This is a genomic window from Burkholderia sp. SIMBA_062 (assembly GCF_046534765.1).
In the GTDB taxonomy this organism is placed as follows: Bacteria; Pseudomonadota; Gammaproteobacteria; order Burkholderiales; family Burkholderiaceae; genus Burkholderia; species Burkholderia ambifaria.
This window is the reverse complement of record NZ_JAWRYD010000005.1, coordinates 1-18,645: the sequence shown is the minus strand read 5'-3', so window position 1 is coordinate 18,645 and position 18,645 is coordinate 1. Positions and strand designations below refer to the sequence as shown.

The window sequence follows — 18,645 nt, the reverse complement described above, 5'->3', positions numbered from 1 at the left end:
GCCGGCTGTCGGAGCGACGGCCTGCACGCCGTTTTTACGTCAAGCGCACGGTTGCCATTAATATGGCGATTGAGCGGGCGGCTTCCTTCCGTTCAATTTTCCATTCGAACAAGGTTCATTGAATGATCACTCGCGCTGAATTGCTGGACATGCTTGCTTCGAACGCGCCGCAGGGTTTCGAGGCGCAAGCGCTGGGGCTGGTGCCGATCGTCGTCGAAACGAGCGGCCGCGGCGAGCGTTCGTATGATATTTATTCGCGTCTCCTGAAGGAGCGCCTGGTGTTCATGGTCGGCGAAGTGAACGACCAGACCGCCAACCTCGTGGTCGCGCAATTGCTGTTCCTCGAGAGCGAGAATCCCGACAAGGACATCAGCCTCTACATCAACAGCCCGGGCGGCTCGGTGTCGGCCGGCATGGCGATCTACGACACGATGCAGTTCATCAAGCCGGACGTGTCGACCCTCTGCATGGGCCTCGCGGCCAGCATGGGCGCATTCCTGCTCGCGTCGGGCGCGAAGGGCAAGCGTTTTGCGCTGCCGAACTCGCGCGTGATGATTCACCAGCCGCTCGGCGGCGCACGCGGCCAGGCGTCCGACATCGAGATCCAGGCACGCGAAATCCTCTACCTGAAGGAACGGCTGAACAACCTGCTCGCGCAACATACGGGCCAGGACGTCGAGCGCATCGCGCGCGACACCGACCGTGATAACTTCATGTCGAGCGAGGACGCGAAGGCGTACGGGCTGATCGACCAGGTGCTGCTGAAGCGTCCCTGAATTTAAGTGGGGTGCCGCCCCGATTCGGGCGGCGCCCTCTGCTACGTCCCGAGTGCCTTGAGCATCTGCGGCAAGCGCATCCAGCCGGCTCCGGTCGCGCCCTAGGCGCGGCGTTCGGAGCATTCGGCGTATCATGTCATTTACCTGTCCGGAGGCTCTACATTCATGGCGGACAAAAAAGGTTCGAACAGCGAGAAGCTGTTGTATTGCTCGTTCTGCGGAAAGAGTCAGCATGAGGTGAAGAAACTCATTGCCGGCCCGTCGGTATTCATCTGCGATGAATGCATCGACCTCTGCAATGAGATCATTCGCGACGAGGCGGCTGCCGCCGGCGTCGAGGCCAGCCTGTCCCGGTCGGATCTGCCGAGCCCGCAGGAAATTCGCGACATCCTTGATCAATACGTGATCGGGCAGGAGCGCGCGAAGAAGATCCTCGCGGTGGCGGTGTACAACCACTACAAGCGTCTGAAGCATCTCGACAAAAAGGACGACGTCGAGCTGTCGAAGAGCAACATCCTGCTGATCGGCCCGACGGGCTCCGGCAAGACGCTGCTCGCGCAGACGCTCGCGCGGTTGCTGAACGTGCCGTTCGTGATCGCCGATGCGACGACGCTGACCGAAGCCGGCTACGTCGGCGAGGACGTCGAGAACATCATCCAGAAGCTGTTGCAGAACTGCAACTACGAGGTCGACAAGGCCCAGCGCGGGATCGTCTACATCGACGAAATCGACAAGATCAGCCGCAAGTCGGATAACCCGTCGATCACGCGCGACGTGTCGGGCGAGGGCGTCCAGCAGGCGCTGCTGAAGCTCGTCGAAGGCACGATGGCGTCGGTGCCGCCGCAGGGTGGCCGCAAGCATCCGAACCAGGATTTCATCCAGGTCGACACGACCAACATCCTGTTCATCTGCGGCGGCGCGTTCGACGGTCTCGAGAAGGTGATCACCGACCGCACCGAAAAGACCGGCATCGGCTTCGGCGCGACGGTGAAGAGCAAGCAGGAACGCGACGCGGGCGAAGTGCTGCGCGAGACGGAACCGGAAGACCTGATCAAATTCGGTCTGATCCCCGAATTGATCGGCCGCCTGCCGGTGGTCGCGACGCTCGGCAAGCTCGACGAAGCCGCACTGATGAAGATCCTCGTCGAGCCGAAGAACGCGCTCGTCAAGCAGTATCACAAGCTGTTCGCGATGGAGCGCGTCGAGCTGGAAATCCGGCCGGGCGCGTTGCAGGCAGTTGCCCGCAAGGCGATCCGCCGCAAGACCGGCGCGCGCGGATTGCGTTCGATCATCGAACAGGCATTGCTCGACGTGATGTACGAGTTGCCGGCGATGAAAGGGGTCAGCAAGGTCATCATCGACGAGAACGTGATCGATGGCGACGGCAAACCCCTGCTGATCTATGAGGACACGCCGAAAGTGGCGGGTTCGAACTGACCGGCTTGCCGACGATGTTCTGCGAAAAAGGCCGTTCATGAGTCCGTGGGCGGCTTTTTTTCGTTTATCTTGTGGGTAACTCTGACTCGACACGCGGTGGTTACTTTCTTACCGAATATTTCCCGCACTTGAAGGCTTGCAATTCGTTGTGGCGGCCTCAATTACCGAACAATTGATTCCACTCATGGGGAAATGAAATGTCAGGCACCCAACTTCTCCCGCCGGAACGCATCACGCTCCCGCTGCTGCCGCTGCGGGACGTCGTCGTTTTCCCGCACATGGTGATTCCGCTCTTCGTGGGCCGGCCGAAATCGATCAAGGCCCTCGAAGCAGCGATGGAAGGCGGCAAGCACATCATGCTCGTCGCCCAGAAAACCGCGGCCAAGGACGAACCGACCGAAAAGGACATGTACGAGGTCGGTTGTATCGCCAACATCCTGCAGATGCTGAAGCTGCCGGACGGCACCGTCAAGGTGCTGGTCGAGGGCCTGCAGCGTGCGAAGGCGTTGTCGATCGAAGAACAGGAGACGCAGTTCTCCTGCGAAGTGATGCCGCTCGAGCCCGATCACGCCGACAGCGCGGAAACCGAAGCGCTGCGCCGCGCGATCGTGTCGCAGTTCGACCAGTACGTGAAGCTGAACAAGAAGATCCCGCCGGAGATTCTCACGTCGCTGTCGGGCATCGATGAAGCCGGTCGCCTCGCGGACATGATCGCCGAGCGTCTGCCGCTGAAGCTCGACCAGAAGCAGCACATCCTCGAGATGTTCCCGGTCATCGAGCGCCTCGAGCACCTGCTCGCGCAACTCGAAGCCGAGATCGACATCCTGCAGGTCGAAAAGCGCATCCGCGGGCGCGTGAAGCGCCAGATGGAAAAGAGCCAGCGCGAGTACTACCTGAACGAACAGGTCAAGGCGATCCAGAAGGAACTGGGCGAAGGCGAGGAGGGCGCGGATCTCGAGGAACTCGAGAAGCGCATCAACGCCGCGCGCATGCCGAAGGAAGCGAAGAAGAAGGCCGACGCCGAGCTCAAGAAGCTGAAGCTGATGTCGCCGATGTCGGCGGAAGCCACCGTCGTACGCAACTACATCGACACGCTGATCGGCCTGCCGTGGCGCAAGAAGAGCAAGGTCAACAACGATCTGTCGAACGCCGAGCAGGTGCTCGACGAGGATCACTTCGGCCTCGAGAAGGTGAAGGAACGCATCCTCGAGTATCTCGCGGTGCAACAGCGCGTGGACAAGGTCAAGGCGCCGATCCTGTGCCTCGTCGGGCCTCCGGGCGTCGGCAAGACCTCGCTCGGCCAGTCGATCGCGCGTGCGACGAACCGCAAGTTCGTACGGATGGCGCTCGGCGGCGTGCGTGACGAAGCCGAGATCCGCGGTCACCGCCGCACGTATATCGGCTCGATGCCGGGCAAGATCCTGCAAAGCCTCGCGAAGGTCGGCGTGCGCAATCCGCTTTTCCTGCTCGACGAAGTCGACAAGATGGGCATGGATTTCCGCGGCGATCCGTCGTCGGCGCTGCTCGAAGTGCTCGATCCGGAACAGAACCACACGTTCGCCGATCACTACATCGAAGTCGACTTCGACCTGTCGGACGTGATGTTCGTCGCGACGTCGAACTCGCTGAACATCCCGCCGCCGCTGCTCGACCGGATGGAAGTGATCCGTCTGTCGGGCTACACGGAAGACGAGAAGGTCAGCATCGCGCAGCGTTACCTGCTGCCGAAGCAGAAGAAGAACAACGGGTTGAAGGACGGCGAGGTCGACGTCACCGAACAGGCGATCCGCGACATCATCCGCTACTACACGCGCGAAGCCGGTGTGCGTTCGCTCGAGCGGGAAGTGTCGAAGATCTGCCGCAAGGTCGTGAAGATGCTGCTGTTGAAGAAGGCATCGGGCGCGATCAAGGTCGACGGCGAGAACCTCGATACGTTCCTCGGCGTGCGCAAGTACGACTTCGGCCTCGCGGCGAAGGAAAACCAGGTCGGTCAGGTGACGGGCCTCGCGTGGACGGAAGTCGGCGGCGACCTGCTGACGATCGAAGCCGCGGTGATGCCGGGCAAGGGCAACGTGATTCGCACGGGCTCGCTCGGCGACGTGATGAAGGAGTCGGTCGAGGCCGCGCGTTCGGTCGTGCGCTCGCGTTCGCGGCGTCTGGGCATCAAGGACGAAGCGTTCGAGAAGCAGGACATCCACATCCACGTGCCGGAAGGTGCGACGCCGAAGGACGGTCCGTCGGCCGGCGGTGCGATGACGACCGCGCTGGTGTCGGTGCTGACGGGGATTCCCGTGCGTGCCGATGTCGCGATGACGGGCGAGATCACGCTGCGTGGCGAAGTGCTGCCGATCGGCGGGCTGAAGGAAAAGCTGCTGGCTGCGCATCGCGGCGGCATCAAGCTCGTGCTGATTCCGGAAGAGAACGTGAAGGATCTCGCGGACATTCCGGACAACGTGAAGAACGCGATCGAGATCGTGCCGGTCCGCTGGATCGACAAGGTGCTCGAGCTCGCGCTCGAACGTACGCCGACCCCGCTACCGCCGGAAGAAGAGGCGAAGGCTGCGGCACCGGTCGGCGAGGCGGCGAAGGATGCCGGCTCGACGGAAGTCGTCAAGCACTGAGAAGCCGAACGCCGTCCTTGACGGTTGTTCACGAAACCCGCGGCGTGTCCGCGGGTTTTTTTATGCGCGTCGGCATCGCGTGCGTAAGCGTTGAACAATGAGCGTTGAAAAAAATTCACGTGCGGGCTTGGCAAAATGATCGGGGATGAATTACACTTGCGGGCTCGCTGGTTGTTGATGCCGAAACGCAGATCGCAGCCAGAACGAATCGGAAACGGGTGCTTAGCTCAGCTGGTAGAGCGGCGCCCTTACAAGGCGTAGGTCGGGGGTTCGAACCCCTCAGCACCCACCAGTTTCCCGATTCAGCCAGACCAAGGAGCGGTAGTTCAGTCGGTTAGAATACCGGCCTGTCACGCCGGGGGTCGCGGGTTCGAGTCCCGTCCGCTCCGCCAGAAAATGAAGAAGCCCGCCTCGTGCGGGCTTTTTCATTTGCATCGCCGGTCGCCCCCGTTCGTTGCGCACCTGCTTTTCTCCCGTGCCACCCCGTATGTTGTAATATCGGACGTTTTGTCCAATTTTCCCGTCACGCATGCTCGATTTCTTCCGTAATCACCAGCGCCTGATGATGGCGCTCCTGCTCCTGATCGTGTTACCGGGGCTGGGTTTCGTCGGAATCCAAGGTTTCCGCGGCTTCTTCGACGACAGCGCGAATGTCGCGGCGATCAACGGGCACAAGATCACGCGGGTCGAATTCGACGGCGCGTTCCGCCAGCAGATCGACCAGGCGCGCCAGGCGCTCGGTGGCCAGTTCGACATCAAGGCATTCGACACGCCGGAACATCGCAAGCAGGTGCTGGACGGCCTGATCCAGCAACGCGTGCTGGCCGACGAGACGCAACGCCTGCATCTGACCGCATCCGACAACGCCGTGCGCGACGCGCTGATGAACGAGCCGATGATCGCGTCGCTGAAGAAACCCGACGGTTCGATCGACGTCGAGCGCTATGCGCAGCTGCTGTCGTTCCAGGGGATGACGCCCGAGCAGTACCAGGAGCGCGTACGCTACAGCCTCGCGCTGCAGCAGATTCCGGCCAGCATCGTGGCGAGCGCATTCACCCCGAAGGGCCCGGCGCAACGCCTGTCCGAGCTGGCCGCGCAGCAGCGCGAGGTGCAGGCGCTCGTGCTGAAGACGAGCGACTACGCGGCGAAGGTGCAGCCGACCGACGCGCAGCTCACCGCGTACTATGACGCGCACAAGCAGAGCTTCGCGACGCCCGAAACCGCGACGATCCAGTATCTCGTCTATTCGCCGGCCGCAGCCGCCGCGAGCGCACAGCCGACCGATGCGGACATCAAGAAGTTCTACGACGACAACCCGACGCACTTCCGCTCGGAAGCGCAGGTACGCGTGAGCCACATCTTCATCGCCGCGGCGAGCGACGCGAGCGCCGCCGACAAGGCAGCCGCGAAGGCGAAGGCCGAGCAATTGCTGGCCGACGTGAAGGCGCATCCGGACCAGTTCGCGCAGATCGCGCAGAAGAATTCGCAGGATGCGCCGTCGGCAGCGAAGGGCGGCGACCTCGGCTTCGTCACGCGCGGCTCGACGGCGGGCGGCAAGGCGTTCGACGATGCCGCGTTCGCGCTGAAGCAGGGCGACGTGAGCGGTGTCGTGCAGTCGGATCTCGGCTTCCACATCCTGAAGGCGACGGAAGTGAAGCCGTCGGTGGTCAAGCCGTTCGCCGACGTGAAGGACCAGATTGCGGTGCAGCTGAAGCAGCAGTATGCGGCGAAGGCGTTCACGGACAACGCGGAAGGCTTCACGTCGACCGTGTATGAAAAGGCGAAGACGCTGCAGCCGGCCGCTGACAAGTACAAGCTGACGATCCAGACGGCTAACGTCATGCCGACGCCGAATCCGCAGCTGCCGCCGACGAGCCCGCTGAACAATCCGAAGTTCCTTGCTGCCGTGTTCGCGAGCGACTCGGTGAAGAGCCGCAACAACACGCAAGCAATCGACGTGGGGAACAACACGCTGATCTCGGCGCGCGTGACCGACTACAAGCCGGCTGCCGTGCCGGCGCTCGACACGATCAAGGACGCGGTGCGTCAGAAGGTCGTCGCCGAGCAAGCTGCGGAACTCGCGAAGAAGGACGGCGCGGCGAAGCTGGCCGAGCTGCGGAAGTCCAAATCGGCCGATGGCTTCACGCCCGTGCAGAAGGTGTCGCGCATGCAATCGCAAGGCCTGACGCCGGCGGCGCTGAGCGCCGTCTACAAGGTCGATGCGAAGACGCTGCCGGCCTACGTCGGTGTCGATCTCGGTGCGGACGGTTACGCGATCTATCGCGTGAACGCGGTGATCCCGGGCACGGCCGTCGATCCGCAGCAACTCGCGGCCGCGCAGCAGCAGATGGCGCAGGTCGAAGCGCAAAGCGAAGGCGAGGCGTATCTCGCCGCGCTGCGCGACCGCTCGAAGGTGAAGCTGTACGGCACCACGCCGGGCCAGTCGCAGGACAGCGGCAACTGAGCGAAGCGCCGTTCACGGTTTCGTACGCAACAACAGAAAGCCCCGCTTCGAGCGGGGCTTTCCGTTTTCCGGCAACGGCGAATCGCGAGGTCAGCCGCGCGGTTTGCCGAGCAGCGGTTTCAGCGCGGGCCAGACGTTGTCGAGGAGGGTGCCCTGCGCCTGTTGAGCGGGGTGCATCTGGTCCGACTGGAACATCTCCGGCTTGTTCTCGATGCCGGCCAGCAGGAACGGCACGAGCGGGACGTCGAGTTCCTTCGACAGCCGCGTATAGACCGCATGGAATTTCTGCGTGTAATCAGGCCCGTAGTTGGGCGGCACGTACATGCCGACCAGCACGACCTTCGCGCGCGCCTGCCGCGCATCGGCGATGATGTCACGCAGGTTCTGCTCGGTCGTCGCGAGCGGCACGCCGCGCAGCGCGTCGTTCGACCCGAGCTCGACGACGACGATCGACGGCTTGAGCCGTTGCAGCACCGCGGGCAGCCGTGCGCGGCCGCCGCTCGTGGTGTCGCCGCTGACGCTTGCGTTCGCGACGCTATAATCGATTCGCTCGGTCGCGAGCCGTTGCCGCAGCAGCGCAACCCAGCCGGTGTCACGCGGCAGCCCGTATTCGGCCGACAGGCTGTCGCCGAGCACGACGAGCGCGGGCCGGCCCTGGCCCGATGTCGGGGCCGCCGTCGCGGCGCGTGCGGGCACGGTTGCCGCGAGCAGCGTACCCAGCAGCGCGGCAAGCGCCGCGCGTCTTTTCCAGTGGAATGTCGTGTCCATGTTCAAGATTACCGATCCGATCATCGAAGTCCAAGACGTATGCAAGCGGGTCGCCGACGCAACGGGCGAGCTGACGATCCTCGACGGCATCACGCTCAGTGTGCGATCCGGCAGCAGCCTCGCGATCGTCGGCGCATCGGGGTCCGGCAAATCGACGCTGCTCGGCCTGCTTGCGGGGTTGGACAGCGCGACGAGCGGCACGGTTCGCCTGCTCGGCCGTGCGCTCGACCAACTCGACGAGGACGAGCGTGCCGCACTGCGCAACGGCGCCGTCGGGTTCGTGTTCCAGTCATTCCAGTTGATGCCGCACCTGACGGCGCTCGAGAACGTGATGCTGCCGCTCGAGCTGAGGGGCGGCATCGGTGCGCGCGATGCCGCCGAGCGGGCCCGCGCGCTGCTCGTGCAGGTCGGTCTCGGCGAGCGCACCGCGCATTATCCGAAGCTGCTGTCCGGTGGCGAACAGCAGCGCGTGGCGCTCGCGCGCGCGTTTGTCACTCACCCGGCGATCCTGTTCGCCGACGAACCCACCGGCAGCCTCGATGCGGCCACGGGCCACGCGGTCATCGACCTGATGTTCGAACTGAATCGCGCGCATGGCGCGACGCTGGTGCTCGTCACGCACGATGCCGAACTCGCGCGGCGCTGCGCGACGATGGTCACCATCGACGCCGGACGTATCGTTGCACCGCAGGCGGCGTAGCACGGCGCTGAGTGCTTGCGCCGGTCGCACACGGTACATTGCCGGTGCGATCGGCATGCGCGTGACGTGGTCGCGTCAGCGCTTGAGCGCCGCACGCGCGCGCTCGATCAGCGCGGTCGTCGACGAATCGTGCTTCGCGGGATCGACCGACTCGGCCGACAGGTCGGCTTCGACGACCTTGCCGAGAATCTTGCCGAGCTCGACGCCCCACTGGTCGAACGGATTGATGTCCCACACCGTCGCCTGTACCAGCACCTTGTGCTCGTAGAGCGCGATCAGCGCGCCGAGCGTGCGCGGCGTGAGCGCCTCCACCAGCAGCGTCGTCGTCGGCCGGTTGCCGGGGAACGTCAGGTGCGGCGCGAGCGCTTCCTTGCCGGGGCCTGCGACCTTGCGCGCTTCGTCGAGCGTGCGGCCGAGCATCAGCGCTTCGCTCTGCGCGAAGCAGTTCGCGAGCAGCTTCGGATGATGGCTCGCGAGCGGATGCTCGGGCGTCAGCACCGCGATGAAGTCGATCGGCACGATCGTCGGGCCCTGGTGCAGCATCTGGAAGAATGCGTGCTGGCCGTTGGTGCCCGGCTCGCCCCACGTGACGGCCGACGTCGGGTAGTCGACGAACGTGCCGTCAAGGCGCGCGGACTTGCCGTTGCTTTCCATCTCGAGCTGCTGCAGGTACGACGGCAGGTAGTGCAGCGCTTCCGAATACGGCGCGACGAGATAGCTCTGCGAGCCGAAGAAGTTGCGGTACCAGATGCCGATCAGGCCGAGCAGCACCGGCAGGTTGCGTTCGAGCGGCGCCTGGCGGAAATGGCGGTCCATGTCGTTCGCGCCGGCGAGCAGTTCGTCGAACTGCTCGGGCCCGATCGCGATCATGATCGACAGGCCGACCGCCGACCACAGTGAATAGCGGCCGCCGACCCAGTCCCACATTTCGAACACGTTGTCCGCGTCGATGCCGAACTTCACGACTTCGGCCGGGTTCGCCGACACGCCGACGAAGTGCTTCGCGAGGGCGGCCTCGGGGCAGCCGCGCGCGACGAACCAGTCGCGCAGCGAGCGTGCGTTCGTCATCGTCTCGAGCGTCGTGAAGGTCTTCGACACGATGATCGCGAGCGTTTCCTCCGGATCGACCTGTTCGAGCACGCGCGCGAGATCGGCGCCGTCGACGTTCGACACGAAGTGGGTCGAGATGTCCGGGCTCGCGACGTGATGCAGCGCATGCGTGACCATCTTCGGTCCGAGATCCGAGCCGCCGATGCCGATGTTGATCACGTGGCGGATGCGCTTGCCGGTGTAGCCGGTCCACGCGCCGCTGCGCACGGCGCGCGCGAAGGTCGCCATCTTCGCGCGCTCGGCACTGATCTGCGCATGGAACGGCGCGTGCGGGTCGGTCGCGCGCAATGCCGTGTGCAGCGCGGCGCGGCCTTCGGTCGGGTTGACGATCTCGCCGGCGAACATCGCGTCGCGGCGCGCTTCGACGCCCGCTTCGCGGGCCAGCTGCACGAGCAGGCGCAGCGTGTCGTCGTTGATGCGGTTCTTCGAGAAGTCGGCCGCAAGGCCGCCGCCCGGGATCGTGAAGCGTTCGGCACGGGTCGGCGCGCGGTCGTTGTCCGGCGCGAACCAGTCGCGCAGCCGCGCATGGCGGATTTGTTCGAAGTGGGATTGAAGGGCAGTCCAGGCGGGGAGCGAATTCAGCGTCATGGCGGTTCGAGTGAAGCGTGAATCGGGAGGAATGCCGCGCCGGCGCGTCAGGATCGGAAGGCCGGCGGACGAGAGGGCCCGCCGTGCGGCGGGGCACTCAGTATAGCGGCGTTATATGTCGGCGCGCGGCGACGGGTAAAAAAGGCGATTGATCAGCGTGCGCACCATCGGCGCGAGTTCGCCCGCGACGAGGCCGGCCGGGCCATTGCCGTTCGCGGTCAGCGTGTCGGCCGCGAGGCCGTGCAGATACACGCCCGCGAGCGCGGCTTCGTACGGCGCGACGCGCTGTGCGAGCAGCGCGCCGATCAGGCCGCCGAGCACGTCGCCGGTGCCGCCGGTCGCGAGCGCGGCATTGCCGGTCGGGTTGACCGTCAGGCGGCCGTCGGGCGCCGCTATCACCGTGCCCGAACCCTTCAGCACGATGATGCTCGCGTAGCGTGCAGCGAGCGCCTGGGCCGCGGCCAGCCGATCGTGCTGCACCGTCGCGGTATCGCTGCCGAGCAGCCGCGCTGCCTCGAGCGGATGCGGCGTCAGCACACACGCGTTGCCGCGCGCGCCGCGGGCGGCAACGGCGGTCGCGAGCTCGGCGTGGGTCGCGACGAGGTTCAGCGCGTCGGCGTCGAGCAGCGTCGCGGCGTCGTGCGCGAGCACGTCACGCACGAGGGTCGCCGCGGCCTCGCGCGTGCCGAGCCCGCAGCCTGCCGCGATCGCGGACATCGCATCGAGATCGAGGCCGTCCGCCGGATGCAGCATCAGCTCGGGAAACGGTGGGTCGTACGGCGGCGCGCCGGCGCCGAGGAAGCCGACATGCACCTTGCCGGCCCCCGCGAACAGCGCGGCACGCGCGGCGAGGATCGGCGCGCCGCACGTGCCGGTGTCGCCGCCGAGCACCGCCAGGCTGCCGAACGTGCCCTTGTGCGATGCAAACGCGCGGGCGGGCAGCGCGGCGGCGAACCGGGCAGGCGCATTCAGCACGACGGCCGGCGCGGCGGGCGGTGCGACGTCGAGCGACGCGATGTGAATCTCGCCGGCGAGATCGCGGCCGTCGCCCGTGTAGAGGCCCGGCTTCGCGCCGATGAAGGTGAGCGTATGTGTCGCGGCGACGGCGTCGCCCGCGCCGACGATCCGGCCGGTGTCGCTGTCCAGTCCGCTCGGCACGTCGAGGGCGAGCACGCGGCCGCCGTTTCGTGTGTGTGCGGCGATGCGCGCGGCCTGGGCGGCGAACGGGCCGTCGAGCGCGCGGCCGATGCCGAACAGTCCGTCGACGACCCACGCGTAATCGTCCAGCGATGCGGGTGGTTCGGTCGACAGCGGCACGCCGGCCGCGCGCGCGAGGCCGAGCGCCCATTGCGCATCGTCCGGCTTGACCGCCACCGGCATCCACGCCTGCGTGGCGACGCCGAGCTGCTGCAACTGCGCGGCGGCCACCAGCGCGTCCCCGCCGTTGTTGCCGGGGCCGACCGCGAACCAGACCGGGCGTTCGTCGCCGGCGACTCGCTCGGACAGCCAGCGCGCGGCGGCGGCGCCCGCGCGGCCCATCAGCGTGTGCGGCGGCAGTTCCGCGGTTGCGGCGGCCTCGGCCGCACGCAGGTCGGCGACGCGCAGCAGCGCGAGCGGGGCGGAGTCGGGAAGCGGGCGGGTATTCGTCATCGCGGGGTCGTGGCGGCGGGAAGGGAGCCGCCCCGGGGCGAGCCCGCGGCGGTCAGGTCGTGAAGCGCGCGGCGCTCAGCGCGGCGAGCGTGTCGGCCGGCCACTGCTGCGCGTCGCCGCCCACGCAGTCGGTCACCACTTTAGCAGACCCGCACGCGAGGCCCCAGCCGGCCGGGCCGTGGCCGAAATTGACGAACACGCGCGGATGCGGGGTCGGACCGACGACCGGCAGGCCGTCCGGCGACAGCAGCTGCGTGCCTTGCCACGACAGCGCGGCGGAAATCTTCGCGGCGCCCGGCACCCAGTCGTGGACGGCCTGGCCGAGCAGCGCGAGCGCGGCCTCGGACAACGGCTCGGGAAGCGGCTTCGCGGTGTCGGCGACGCTCTGCAGCACGGCGCCGCCGCCGACGCGCAACCGCTGGTGGGTGCGCGTGATCGAGATCCGCTTGATCGAATCGACGACGCTCAGGTGCGGCGCATGTTCTTCGTACGCGACCGGCGCGGTCAGCGTATGGGCGCGAACCGGATGCAGCGGCAGCGGCCAGCCCAGCCGCTCCAGCAGCGGCAGGCTGCCGGCGCCGGCGGCCACCACGATCGCGTCTGCCGAAATCACGTCGACTTCGTGCGCGTTCGCCGCGTGTCGGCGGCCGGGCGGCGGTGCGAGCTCGACCGCGGCGCGGCCGGTGTCGATGCGGATCGCGGCGACGTGCGCGCCGAAGCGAAACTGCACGCCGTGCTCGTCGAGCGTCTGCTTGACCAGCTTCGCGAACAGCGGGCAGTTGCCGGTGCGCTCCGCCTCGAGCAGCACGCCGCCGGCGAAGCCGGGCTCGGCCGGCACCGACGGCTCGAGTGCCGCGCATTCGTCGGCGGTGAGCACCCGGTACGGCTGGTCGAGCGTGCGCAGCAGGTCGAGCGCCGGCTGCAGCGCTTCCCAGTCGCGCGCGTCGCGCACGACGTGCAGGATCCCGGGTTTCTGCTCGAATTCGAGCTGGAAGCGCGCCTCGATGTCGGCGAGTGACTCGCGCGACGCGTCGATCAGCGGGCGCAGCCGCGCGTATTGCGCGACGAATGCGTCCGGCTCGCGCAGCGCCGCGAGCTGCTTGACGAAGCGGCGCACGCCGCCGTTCAAGCCCGGCTTGTACACGATGCCGGTGTCGCGCGGCTGGCGTTGGCGCATGAAGGTCGGACCGAACCAGACGTCGAGCGGGCTCGGCAGCAGCGAGCCGCCGTCGCCGTAGGTCGCGCCCTGCGCGACGGTCGCGTGGCGCTCGACCACGCACACCCGATGGCCGGCCGCACGCAGCTGGTAGGCGGTGGCGACGCCGCTGAGTCCGCCGCCGATGACGATGACATCCATTGGATTGCTTCGATGACGGGCGGCACGCACGCCGCCCGGTGAGAATTCGCTGACGGGCCCCGGCCCGGTGAACCGGGAATGATAGCGCCAAAATCGCGCGAACCGACGCCATGCGAACCCATCCGATTCCGCCATCGTGCGTCCGCAGGCTGCCGCGGCCGGGCACACCGGCCCGGCGGGCGGCTGCGCGCGGCGGGCGCGGCGCACCGTCGCGGTGCGCGACGGGTCCCGATCGGCCGGTCTGGGACGACCGAGTTCCGGGTATAATTACGGCCTTCCTTTCGCCCCACGTCGCCACCTCGCGCGACTCATCGACGTCAGTCCAGCCCATGGCTCACTTCTCGTGTTTTCCCGGCGCTTCGGCCCTCTCCGATTTCCGTCAAACCCGTCTGCTCGACACGCTCAGGCAAATCGACGCCAACATCGTCGCGGTGCGCGGCCAGTTCCTGCACTTCGTCAATGCGGCCGAGCCGCTGTCGGCCGACGACAGCGCCCGCATCGACGCGCTGATGCACTACGGCGCGCCGTTCGAGCCGGCGGCCGAGAAGGGCGCGACCGAGACCTTCGTCGTGCTGCCGCGCTTCGGCACGGTTTCGCCGTGGGCCAGCAAGGCGACCGACATCGCGCAGCACTGCGGCCTCACGCAGGTGCGTCGCATCGAGCGCGGCGTCGAATTCACGGTCACGCTGAAGTCGGGCCTGCTGGGTGGCAAGAAGGCGCTGTCCGACGACGCGCGCGCGGCGGTCGCGGCCGCGCTGCATGACCGGATGACCGAAAGCGTGGTCGCCGCGCGCGACGACGCGAAGCACCTGTTCGACGAACTGCCGGCCAAGCCGCTCGCGACCGTCGACGTGCTGGGCGTCGGCCGCGGCGCGCTCGAGCGCGCGAACGTCGAGCTGGGCCTCGCGCTCGCCGATGACGAAATCGACTACCTGGTCGACGCGTTCCGCAAGCTCGAACGCAACCCGACCGACGTCGAGCTGATGATGTTCGCGCAGGCGAACAGCGAGCACTGCCGCCACAAGATCTTCAACGCGCAGTGGACGATCGACGGCGAGCCGCAGGACATGTCGCTGTTCGCGATGATCCGCAACACCGAGAAGCTGAGCCCGCAGGGCACGATCGTCGCGTATTCGGACAACTCGTCGATCATGGTCGGCGCCGAAGCCGAGCGCTGGTTCCCGCGCAACGCGGGCGCGGCCGGCGAGCCGGGCGAGCGCTACGGGCGCCACACCGAACTCACGCACACGCTGATGAAGGTCGAGACGCACAACCACCCGACGGCGATCTCGCCGTTCCCGGGCGCGGCGACCGGCGCGGGCGGCGAGATCCGCGACGAAGGCGCGACGGGCCGCGGTGCGCGTCCGAAGGCCGGCCTCACCGGTTTCACGGTGTCGAACCTCGACCTGCCCGGCGCGCGCCAGTCGTGGGAAAACGCACGCGACGCGGCGCAGCCGCTCGGCGAGCGCAACCCGAACGACGCGCACGGCCCGTACGGCCGTCCGGACCGCATCGCATCGCCGCTGCAGATCATGATCGACGGCCCGCTCGGCGGCGCCGCGTTCAACAACGAATTCGGCCGTCCGAACCTCGGCGGCTACTTCCGCGTGTACGAGCAGAACGTCGGCGGCACGGTGCACGGCTATCACAAGCCGATCATGATCGCGGGCGGCCTCGGCAACATCGCGGATCAGCATACGCACAAGCACGATGTGCCGGCCGGCTCCCTGCTGATCCAGATCGGCGGCCCCGGCATGCGGATCGGCATGGGCGGCGGCGCGGCGAGCTCGATGGCGACCGGCGCGAACACGGCCGAACTCGACTTCGACTCGGTGCAGCGCGGCAACCCGGAAATCGAGCGGCGCGCGCAGGAAGTGATCAACGGCTGCTGGCAGCTCGGCGCGGAAAACCCGATTCTGAGCATCCACGACGTCGGCGCGGGCGGCCTGTCGAACGCGTTCCCCGAGATCGTCGACGGCGCGGGCAAGGGCGCGCGCTTCGAGCTGCGCAAGGTCGCGCTCGAGGAATCGGGCCTGTCGCCGCGCGAAATCTGGTCGAACGAGGCGCAGGAGCGCTACGTGCTGGCGATCGCGTCGGCCGACCTGCCGCGCTTCGAGGCGATCTGCGCACGCGAGCGCTGCCCGTTCGCGGTGGTCGGTGTCGCGACCGACGAACGCCAGCTGAAGCTCGTCGACGACGAAGCGACGGGCGCCGACGAATATCCGGTCGACATGCCGATGGAAGTGCTGCTCGGCAAGCCGCCGCGCATGCACCGCGACGTCGCGCGCGTTGCCACCGAGCGCGCGCCGGTCGACGTGACGGGCATCGCGCTGTCGGAAGTCGCGGTCGACGTGCTGAAGCACCCGACGGTCGGCAGCAAGTCGTTCCTGATCACGATCGGCGACCGTTCGGTCGGCGGCACGTCGGTGCGCGACCAGATGGTCGGCCCGTGGCAGGTGCCGGTGGCCGACTGCGCGGTGACGGCGCTCGACTACGCGGGCTTCAAGGGCGAGGCGATGACGATGGCCGAGCGCACGCCGCTCGCGGTGATCGACGCGCCGGCATCGGGCCGCATGGCCGTCGGCGAGGCGATCACGAACATCGCGAGCGCGCCGATCGCGTCGCTCGACAAGCTGAAGCTGTCGGCGAACTGGATGGCCGCGTGCGGCACGGCCGGCGAGGACGCCGCGCTGTTCGATACGGTCAGGGCGATCGGCATGGAGCTGTGCCCGGCGCTCGGGATCGGCATTCCGGTCGGCAAGGATTCGCTGTCGATGAAGACCAAGTGGGACGAGCAGGGCGTCGCGAAGGAAGTGGTGTCGCCGGTGTCGCTGATCATCTCCGCGTTCGCACCGGTCGAGGACGTGCGCCGCCACCTGACGCCGCAACTGCGCCGCATCGCCGACGCGGGCGACAGCGTGCTGATCGCGATCGATCTCGGCCGCGGCAAGAACCGGATGGGCGGCAGCATCTTCGCGCAGGTCACGCAGCAGGTCGGTGACGCGACGCCGGACGTCGACGATCCGGAAGACCTGAAGCGCTTCTTCAACGCGATCCAGACGCTCAACGCGCAAGACAAGCTGCTCGCGTACCACGACCGCTCGGACGGCGGCCTGTGGGCGACGGTGTGCGAAATGGCGTTCGCGGGTCACGCGGGCGTGTCGCTGAACGTCGACATGCTGACGCTCGACCCGAATCACGAATCCGACTACGGCGACGCGAAGGACTGGGCGAAGCAGACGAGCGGGCGTCGCGACGATCGCACGCTGCGCGCGCTGTTCTCGGAAGAACTCGGCGCCGTCGTGCAGGTGCGCGCGGGCGATCGCGACGCGGTGCTCGGCGCGCTGCGCGAGTTCGGCCTGTCGGCGTGCTCGCACGTGATCGGCACGGTCAACGAGCGCGACGTGATCGAGGTGTACCGCGATGCGAAGAAGATCTTCGACGCGCCGCGCGCCGAACTTCATCGTGCATGGGGCGAAGTGAGCTGGCGCATCGCGCGCCTGCGCGACAACCCGGCTTGCGCGGACGCCGAATACGACGCGCTGCTCGATGCGGCGGACCCGGGCATCTCGCCGGTGCTGACGTTCGATCCGGCCGACGACATCGCCGCGCCGTTCATCGCGACGGGCGCCCGCCCGCGCGTCGCGATCCTGCGCGAGCAGGGCGTGAACTCGCACCTCGAAACGGCGTACGCGTTCGACCGCGCGGGCTTCGACGCGCACGACGTGCACATGAGCGACCTGCTCGCGGGCCGCGCGACGCTCGCCGATTTCGCGGGCGCGGTGGCGTGCGGCGGTTTCTCGTACGGCGATGTGCTGGGCGCCGGCGAAGGCTGGGCGAAGACGATCCGCTTCAACGCGAACCTCGCCGACATGTTCTCGGCGTTCTTCGCGCGCCCCGACACGTTCGCGCTCGGCATCTGCAACGGTTGCCAGATGTTGTCGAGCCTCGCGTCGATGATTCCGGGTGCCGAGGCTTGGCCGAAGTTCACGCGCAACAAGTCCGAGCAGTTCGAGGCGCGCTTCTCGTTCGTCGAAGTCGAGAAGTCGCCGTCGATCTTCTTCGCGGGGATGGAAGGCTCGCGGATTCCGGTGGCGGTCGCGCACGGCGAAGGCTATGCGGACTTCTCGCAGCAGGGCGACATCGATCGCGTCGCGGTCGCGATGCGCTACATCGACCACCGCGGCGAAGCGACCGAGCGCTATCCGTTCAACCCGAACGGGTCGCCGGTCGGCATCACGTCGGTCACGACGGCCGACGGCCGCTTCTCGGTGCTGATGCCGCACATGGAGCGCGTGCACCGCACGGTCACGATGAGCTGGCATCCGGAAGGCTGGGACGAAGCGAGCCCGTGGATGCGCGTGTTCCGTAACGCCCGCCGCTGGATCGGCTGATGTTCGATCCGCACGCACCGGTCGAGATCGTCACGCTGCGCGATGAACGCGCCAGCGACGTCGATGCGATTGGTCGCGTGATCGTGGCCGCGTTCGCGGACGAACCGCAGCATGGGCAGCTCGAGCGGCAGATCGTCGACGCGCTGCGGGCGGATGGCGCGCTCGGCGTGTCGCTCGTCGCGGAGCGCGACGAGCGCGTGATCGGTCACGTCGCGTTCTCGCCGGTCTCGATCGGCGGAGAGCCGGCCGGCAGCCATGCGTGGTACGGGCTCGCACCGCTCGCGGTGCGGCCCGAATGCCGGCGCCAGAGCATCGGTGCGGGGCTCGTGCGCACGGGCCTCGACGCATTGCGTCGGCTCGGTGCGCGCGGCTGTGTCGTGCTCGGCGATCCCGCGTATTACGCGCGTTTCGGCTTCGTGCCGTCAGGCGATCTCGTGTTCGCGGCTGCGCCGCCCGAGCATTTCCTCGCGCTGGCATTCGACGAAGCCGCGCCGCGGCCGTCGGGCGAGGTCCGCTATCACGCTGCGTTCCATCCGGCATAGCGGTTTGCCGCGCTGGCCGTACAGGATCCCGCCGTTCCGAAAAGAAGCCGCCTCGAAGCGGCTTTTTCTATGCGCGGCCGAGCAGCGCAGCGAGCCGTATCCATAGGCATCCGCGCCGCGATGCGCGGGCGCGGCGCGTGCCGCAGCCGCACGCGCGCATGAAAAAGGTTCTTCACGGATTACCGGGATAGGCGGCCTTGATCTTGAGGAAGAAGTAAGCGCTGTCGCGGTAGCCGTA

11 protein-coding genes and 2 tRNA genes are annotated in these 18,645 nt (G+C 67.3%); 9 read left to right on the top strand and 4 right to left on the bottom strand.

Annotation, left to right across the window (positions count from 1 at the left end; all coding sequences use genetic code 11):
- Positions 1 to 122 precede the first annotated feature (122 nt).
- From clpP to SB786_RS06570, 6 genes are all read left to right on the top strand, one after another.
- On the top strand, positions 123 to 776 hold the full coding sequence (gene clpP / locus SB786_RS06595) for an ATP-dependent Clp endopeptidase proteolytic subunit ClpP (RefSeq protein WP_006496351.1): 654 nt from the start codon (positions 123 to 125) through the stop codon (positions 774 to 776).
- A gap of 165 nt (positions 777 to 941) precedes the next feature.
- Entirely contained in the window at positions 942 to 2,213 is a 1,272-nt protein-coding gene (gene clpX / locus SB786_RS06590) for an ATP-dependent Clp protease ATP-binding subunit ClpX (RefSeq protein ID WP_006754177.1), read from the top strand.
- A gap of 197 nt (positions 2,214 to 2,410) precedes the next feature.
- Positions 2,411 to 4,834, top strand: a complete 2,424-nt coding sequence (lon, locus tag SB786_RS06585) for an endopeptidase La (RefSeq protein ID WP_006760949.1) — start codon at positions 2,411 to 2,413, stop codon at positions 4,832 to 4,834.
- A 216-nt stretch (positions 4,835 to 5,050) separates the two neighbouring features.
- A tRNA-Val gene (locus tag SB786_RS06580) sits at positions 5,051 to 5,126 on the top strand.
- Between the two features lie 23 nt (positions 5,127 to 5,149).
- A tRNA-Asp gene (locus SB786_RS06575) sits at positions 5,150 to 5,226 on the top strand.
- 137 nt (positions 5,227 to 5,363) lie between these two features.
- Complete coding sequence (locus SB786_RS06570; protein ID WP_410726817.1) at positions 5,364 to 7,298, top strand: SurA N-terminal domain-containing protein; 1,935 nt, start codon at positions 5,364 to 5,366, stop codon at positions 7,296 to 7,298.
- Positions 7,299 to 7,388: 90 nt separating this feature from the next.
- Here SB786_RS06570 and SB786_RS06565 read toward each other — a convergent pair whose 3' ends face one another.
- A complete protein-coding gene (locus SB786_RS06565) occupies positions 7,389 to 8,066 on the bottom strand; it encodes an arylesterase (RefSeq protein ID WP_410726816.1) in 678 nt (225 codons plus the stop codon).
- Between SB786_RS06565 and SB786_RS06560 the strand changes: the two genes are divergently transcribed.
- On the top strand, positions 8,065 to 8,766 hold the full coding sequence (locus tag SB786_RS06560; RefSeq protein WP_410726815.1) for an ABC transporter ATP-binding protein: 702 nt from the start codon (positions 8,065 to 8,067) through the stop codon (positions 8,764 to 8,766). The two genes, SB786_RS06565 and SB786_RS06560, sit on opposite strands and share 2 nt — an antisense overlap.
- 75 nt (positions 8,767 to 8,841) lie before the next feature.
- Here SB786_RS06560 and pgi read toward each other — a convergent pair whose 3' ends face one another.
- The 3 genes from pgi to SB786_RS06545 all read right to left on the bottom strand — a co-directional run bounded on the left by pgi (position 8,842) and on the right by SB786_RS06545 (position 13,471).
- Positions 8,842 to 10,464 carry a glucose-6-phosphate isomerase gene (gene pgi / locus SB786_RS06555; RefSeq protein WP_410726814.1) on the bottom strand — a complete coding sequence of 541 codons (1,623 nt, stop codon included), beginning with the start codon at positions 10,462 to 10,464 and terminating at the stop codon, positions 8,842 to 8,844.
- Positions 10,465 to 10,575: 111 nt separating this feature from the next.
- A complete protein-coding gene (locus SB786_RS06550) occupies positions 10,576 to 12,114 on the bottom strand; it encodes an NAD(P)H-hydrate dehydratase (protein WP_410726813.1) in 1,539 nt (512 codons plus the stop codon).
- A 52-nt stretch (positions 12,115 to 12,166) separates the two neighbouring features.
- The gene (locus SB786_RS06545; protein WP_410726812.1) at positions 12,167 to 13,471 is read right to left on the bottom strand and encodes an FAD-dependent oxidoreductase; all 1,305 of its coding nucleotides are present in this window, start codon (positions 13,469 to 13,471) and stop codon (positions 12,167 to 12,169) included.
- Between the two features lie 329 nt (positions 13,472 to 13,800).
- Between SB786_RS06545 and purL the strand changes: the two genes are divergently transcribed.
- Together purL and SB786_RS06535 are read left to right on the top strand one after the other, a co-directional pair.
- Positions 13,801 to 17,865, top strand: a complete 4,065-nt coding sequence (purL, locus tag SB786_RS06540; protein ID WP_410726811.1) for a phosphoribosylformylglycinamidine synthase — start codon at positions 13,801 to 13,803, stop codon at positions 17,863 to 17,865.
- Entirely contained in the window at positions 17,865 to 18,407 is a 543-nt protein-coding gene (locus tag SB786_RS06535) for a GNAT family N-acetyltransferase (protein WP_410726810.1), read from the top strand. Before purL ends, SB786_RS06535 begins: the two co-directional genes overlap by 1 nt.
- Positions 18,408 to 18,645 lie beyond the last annotated feature (238 nt).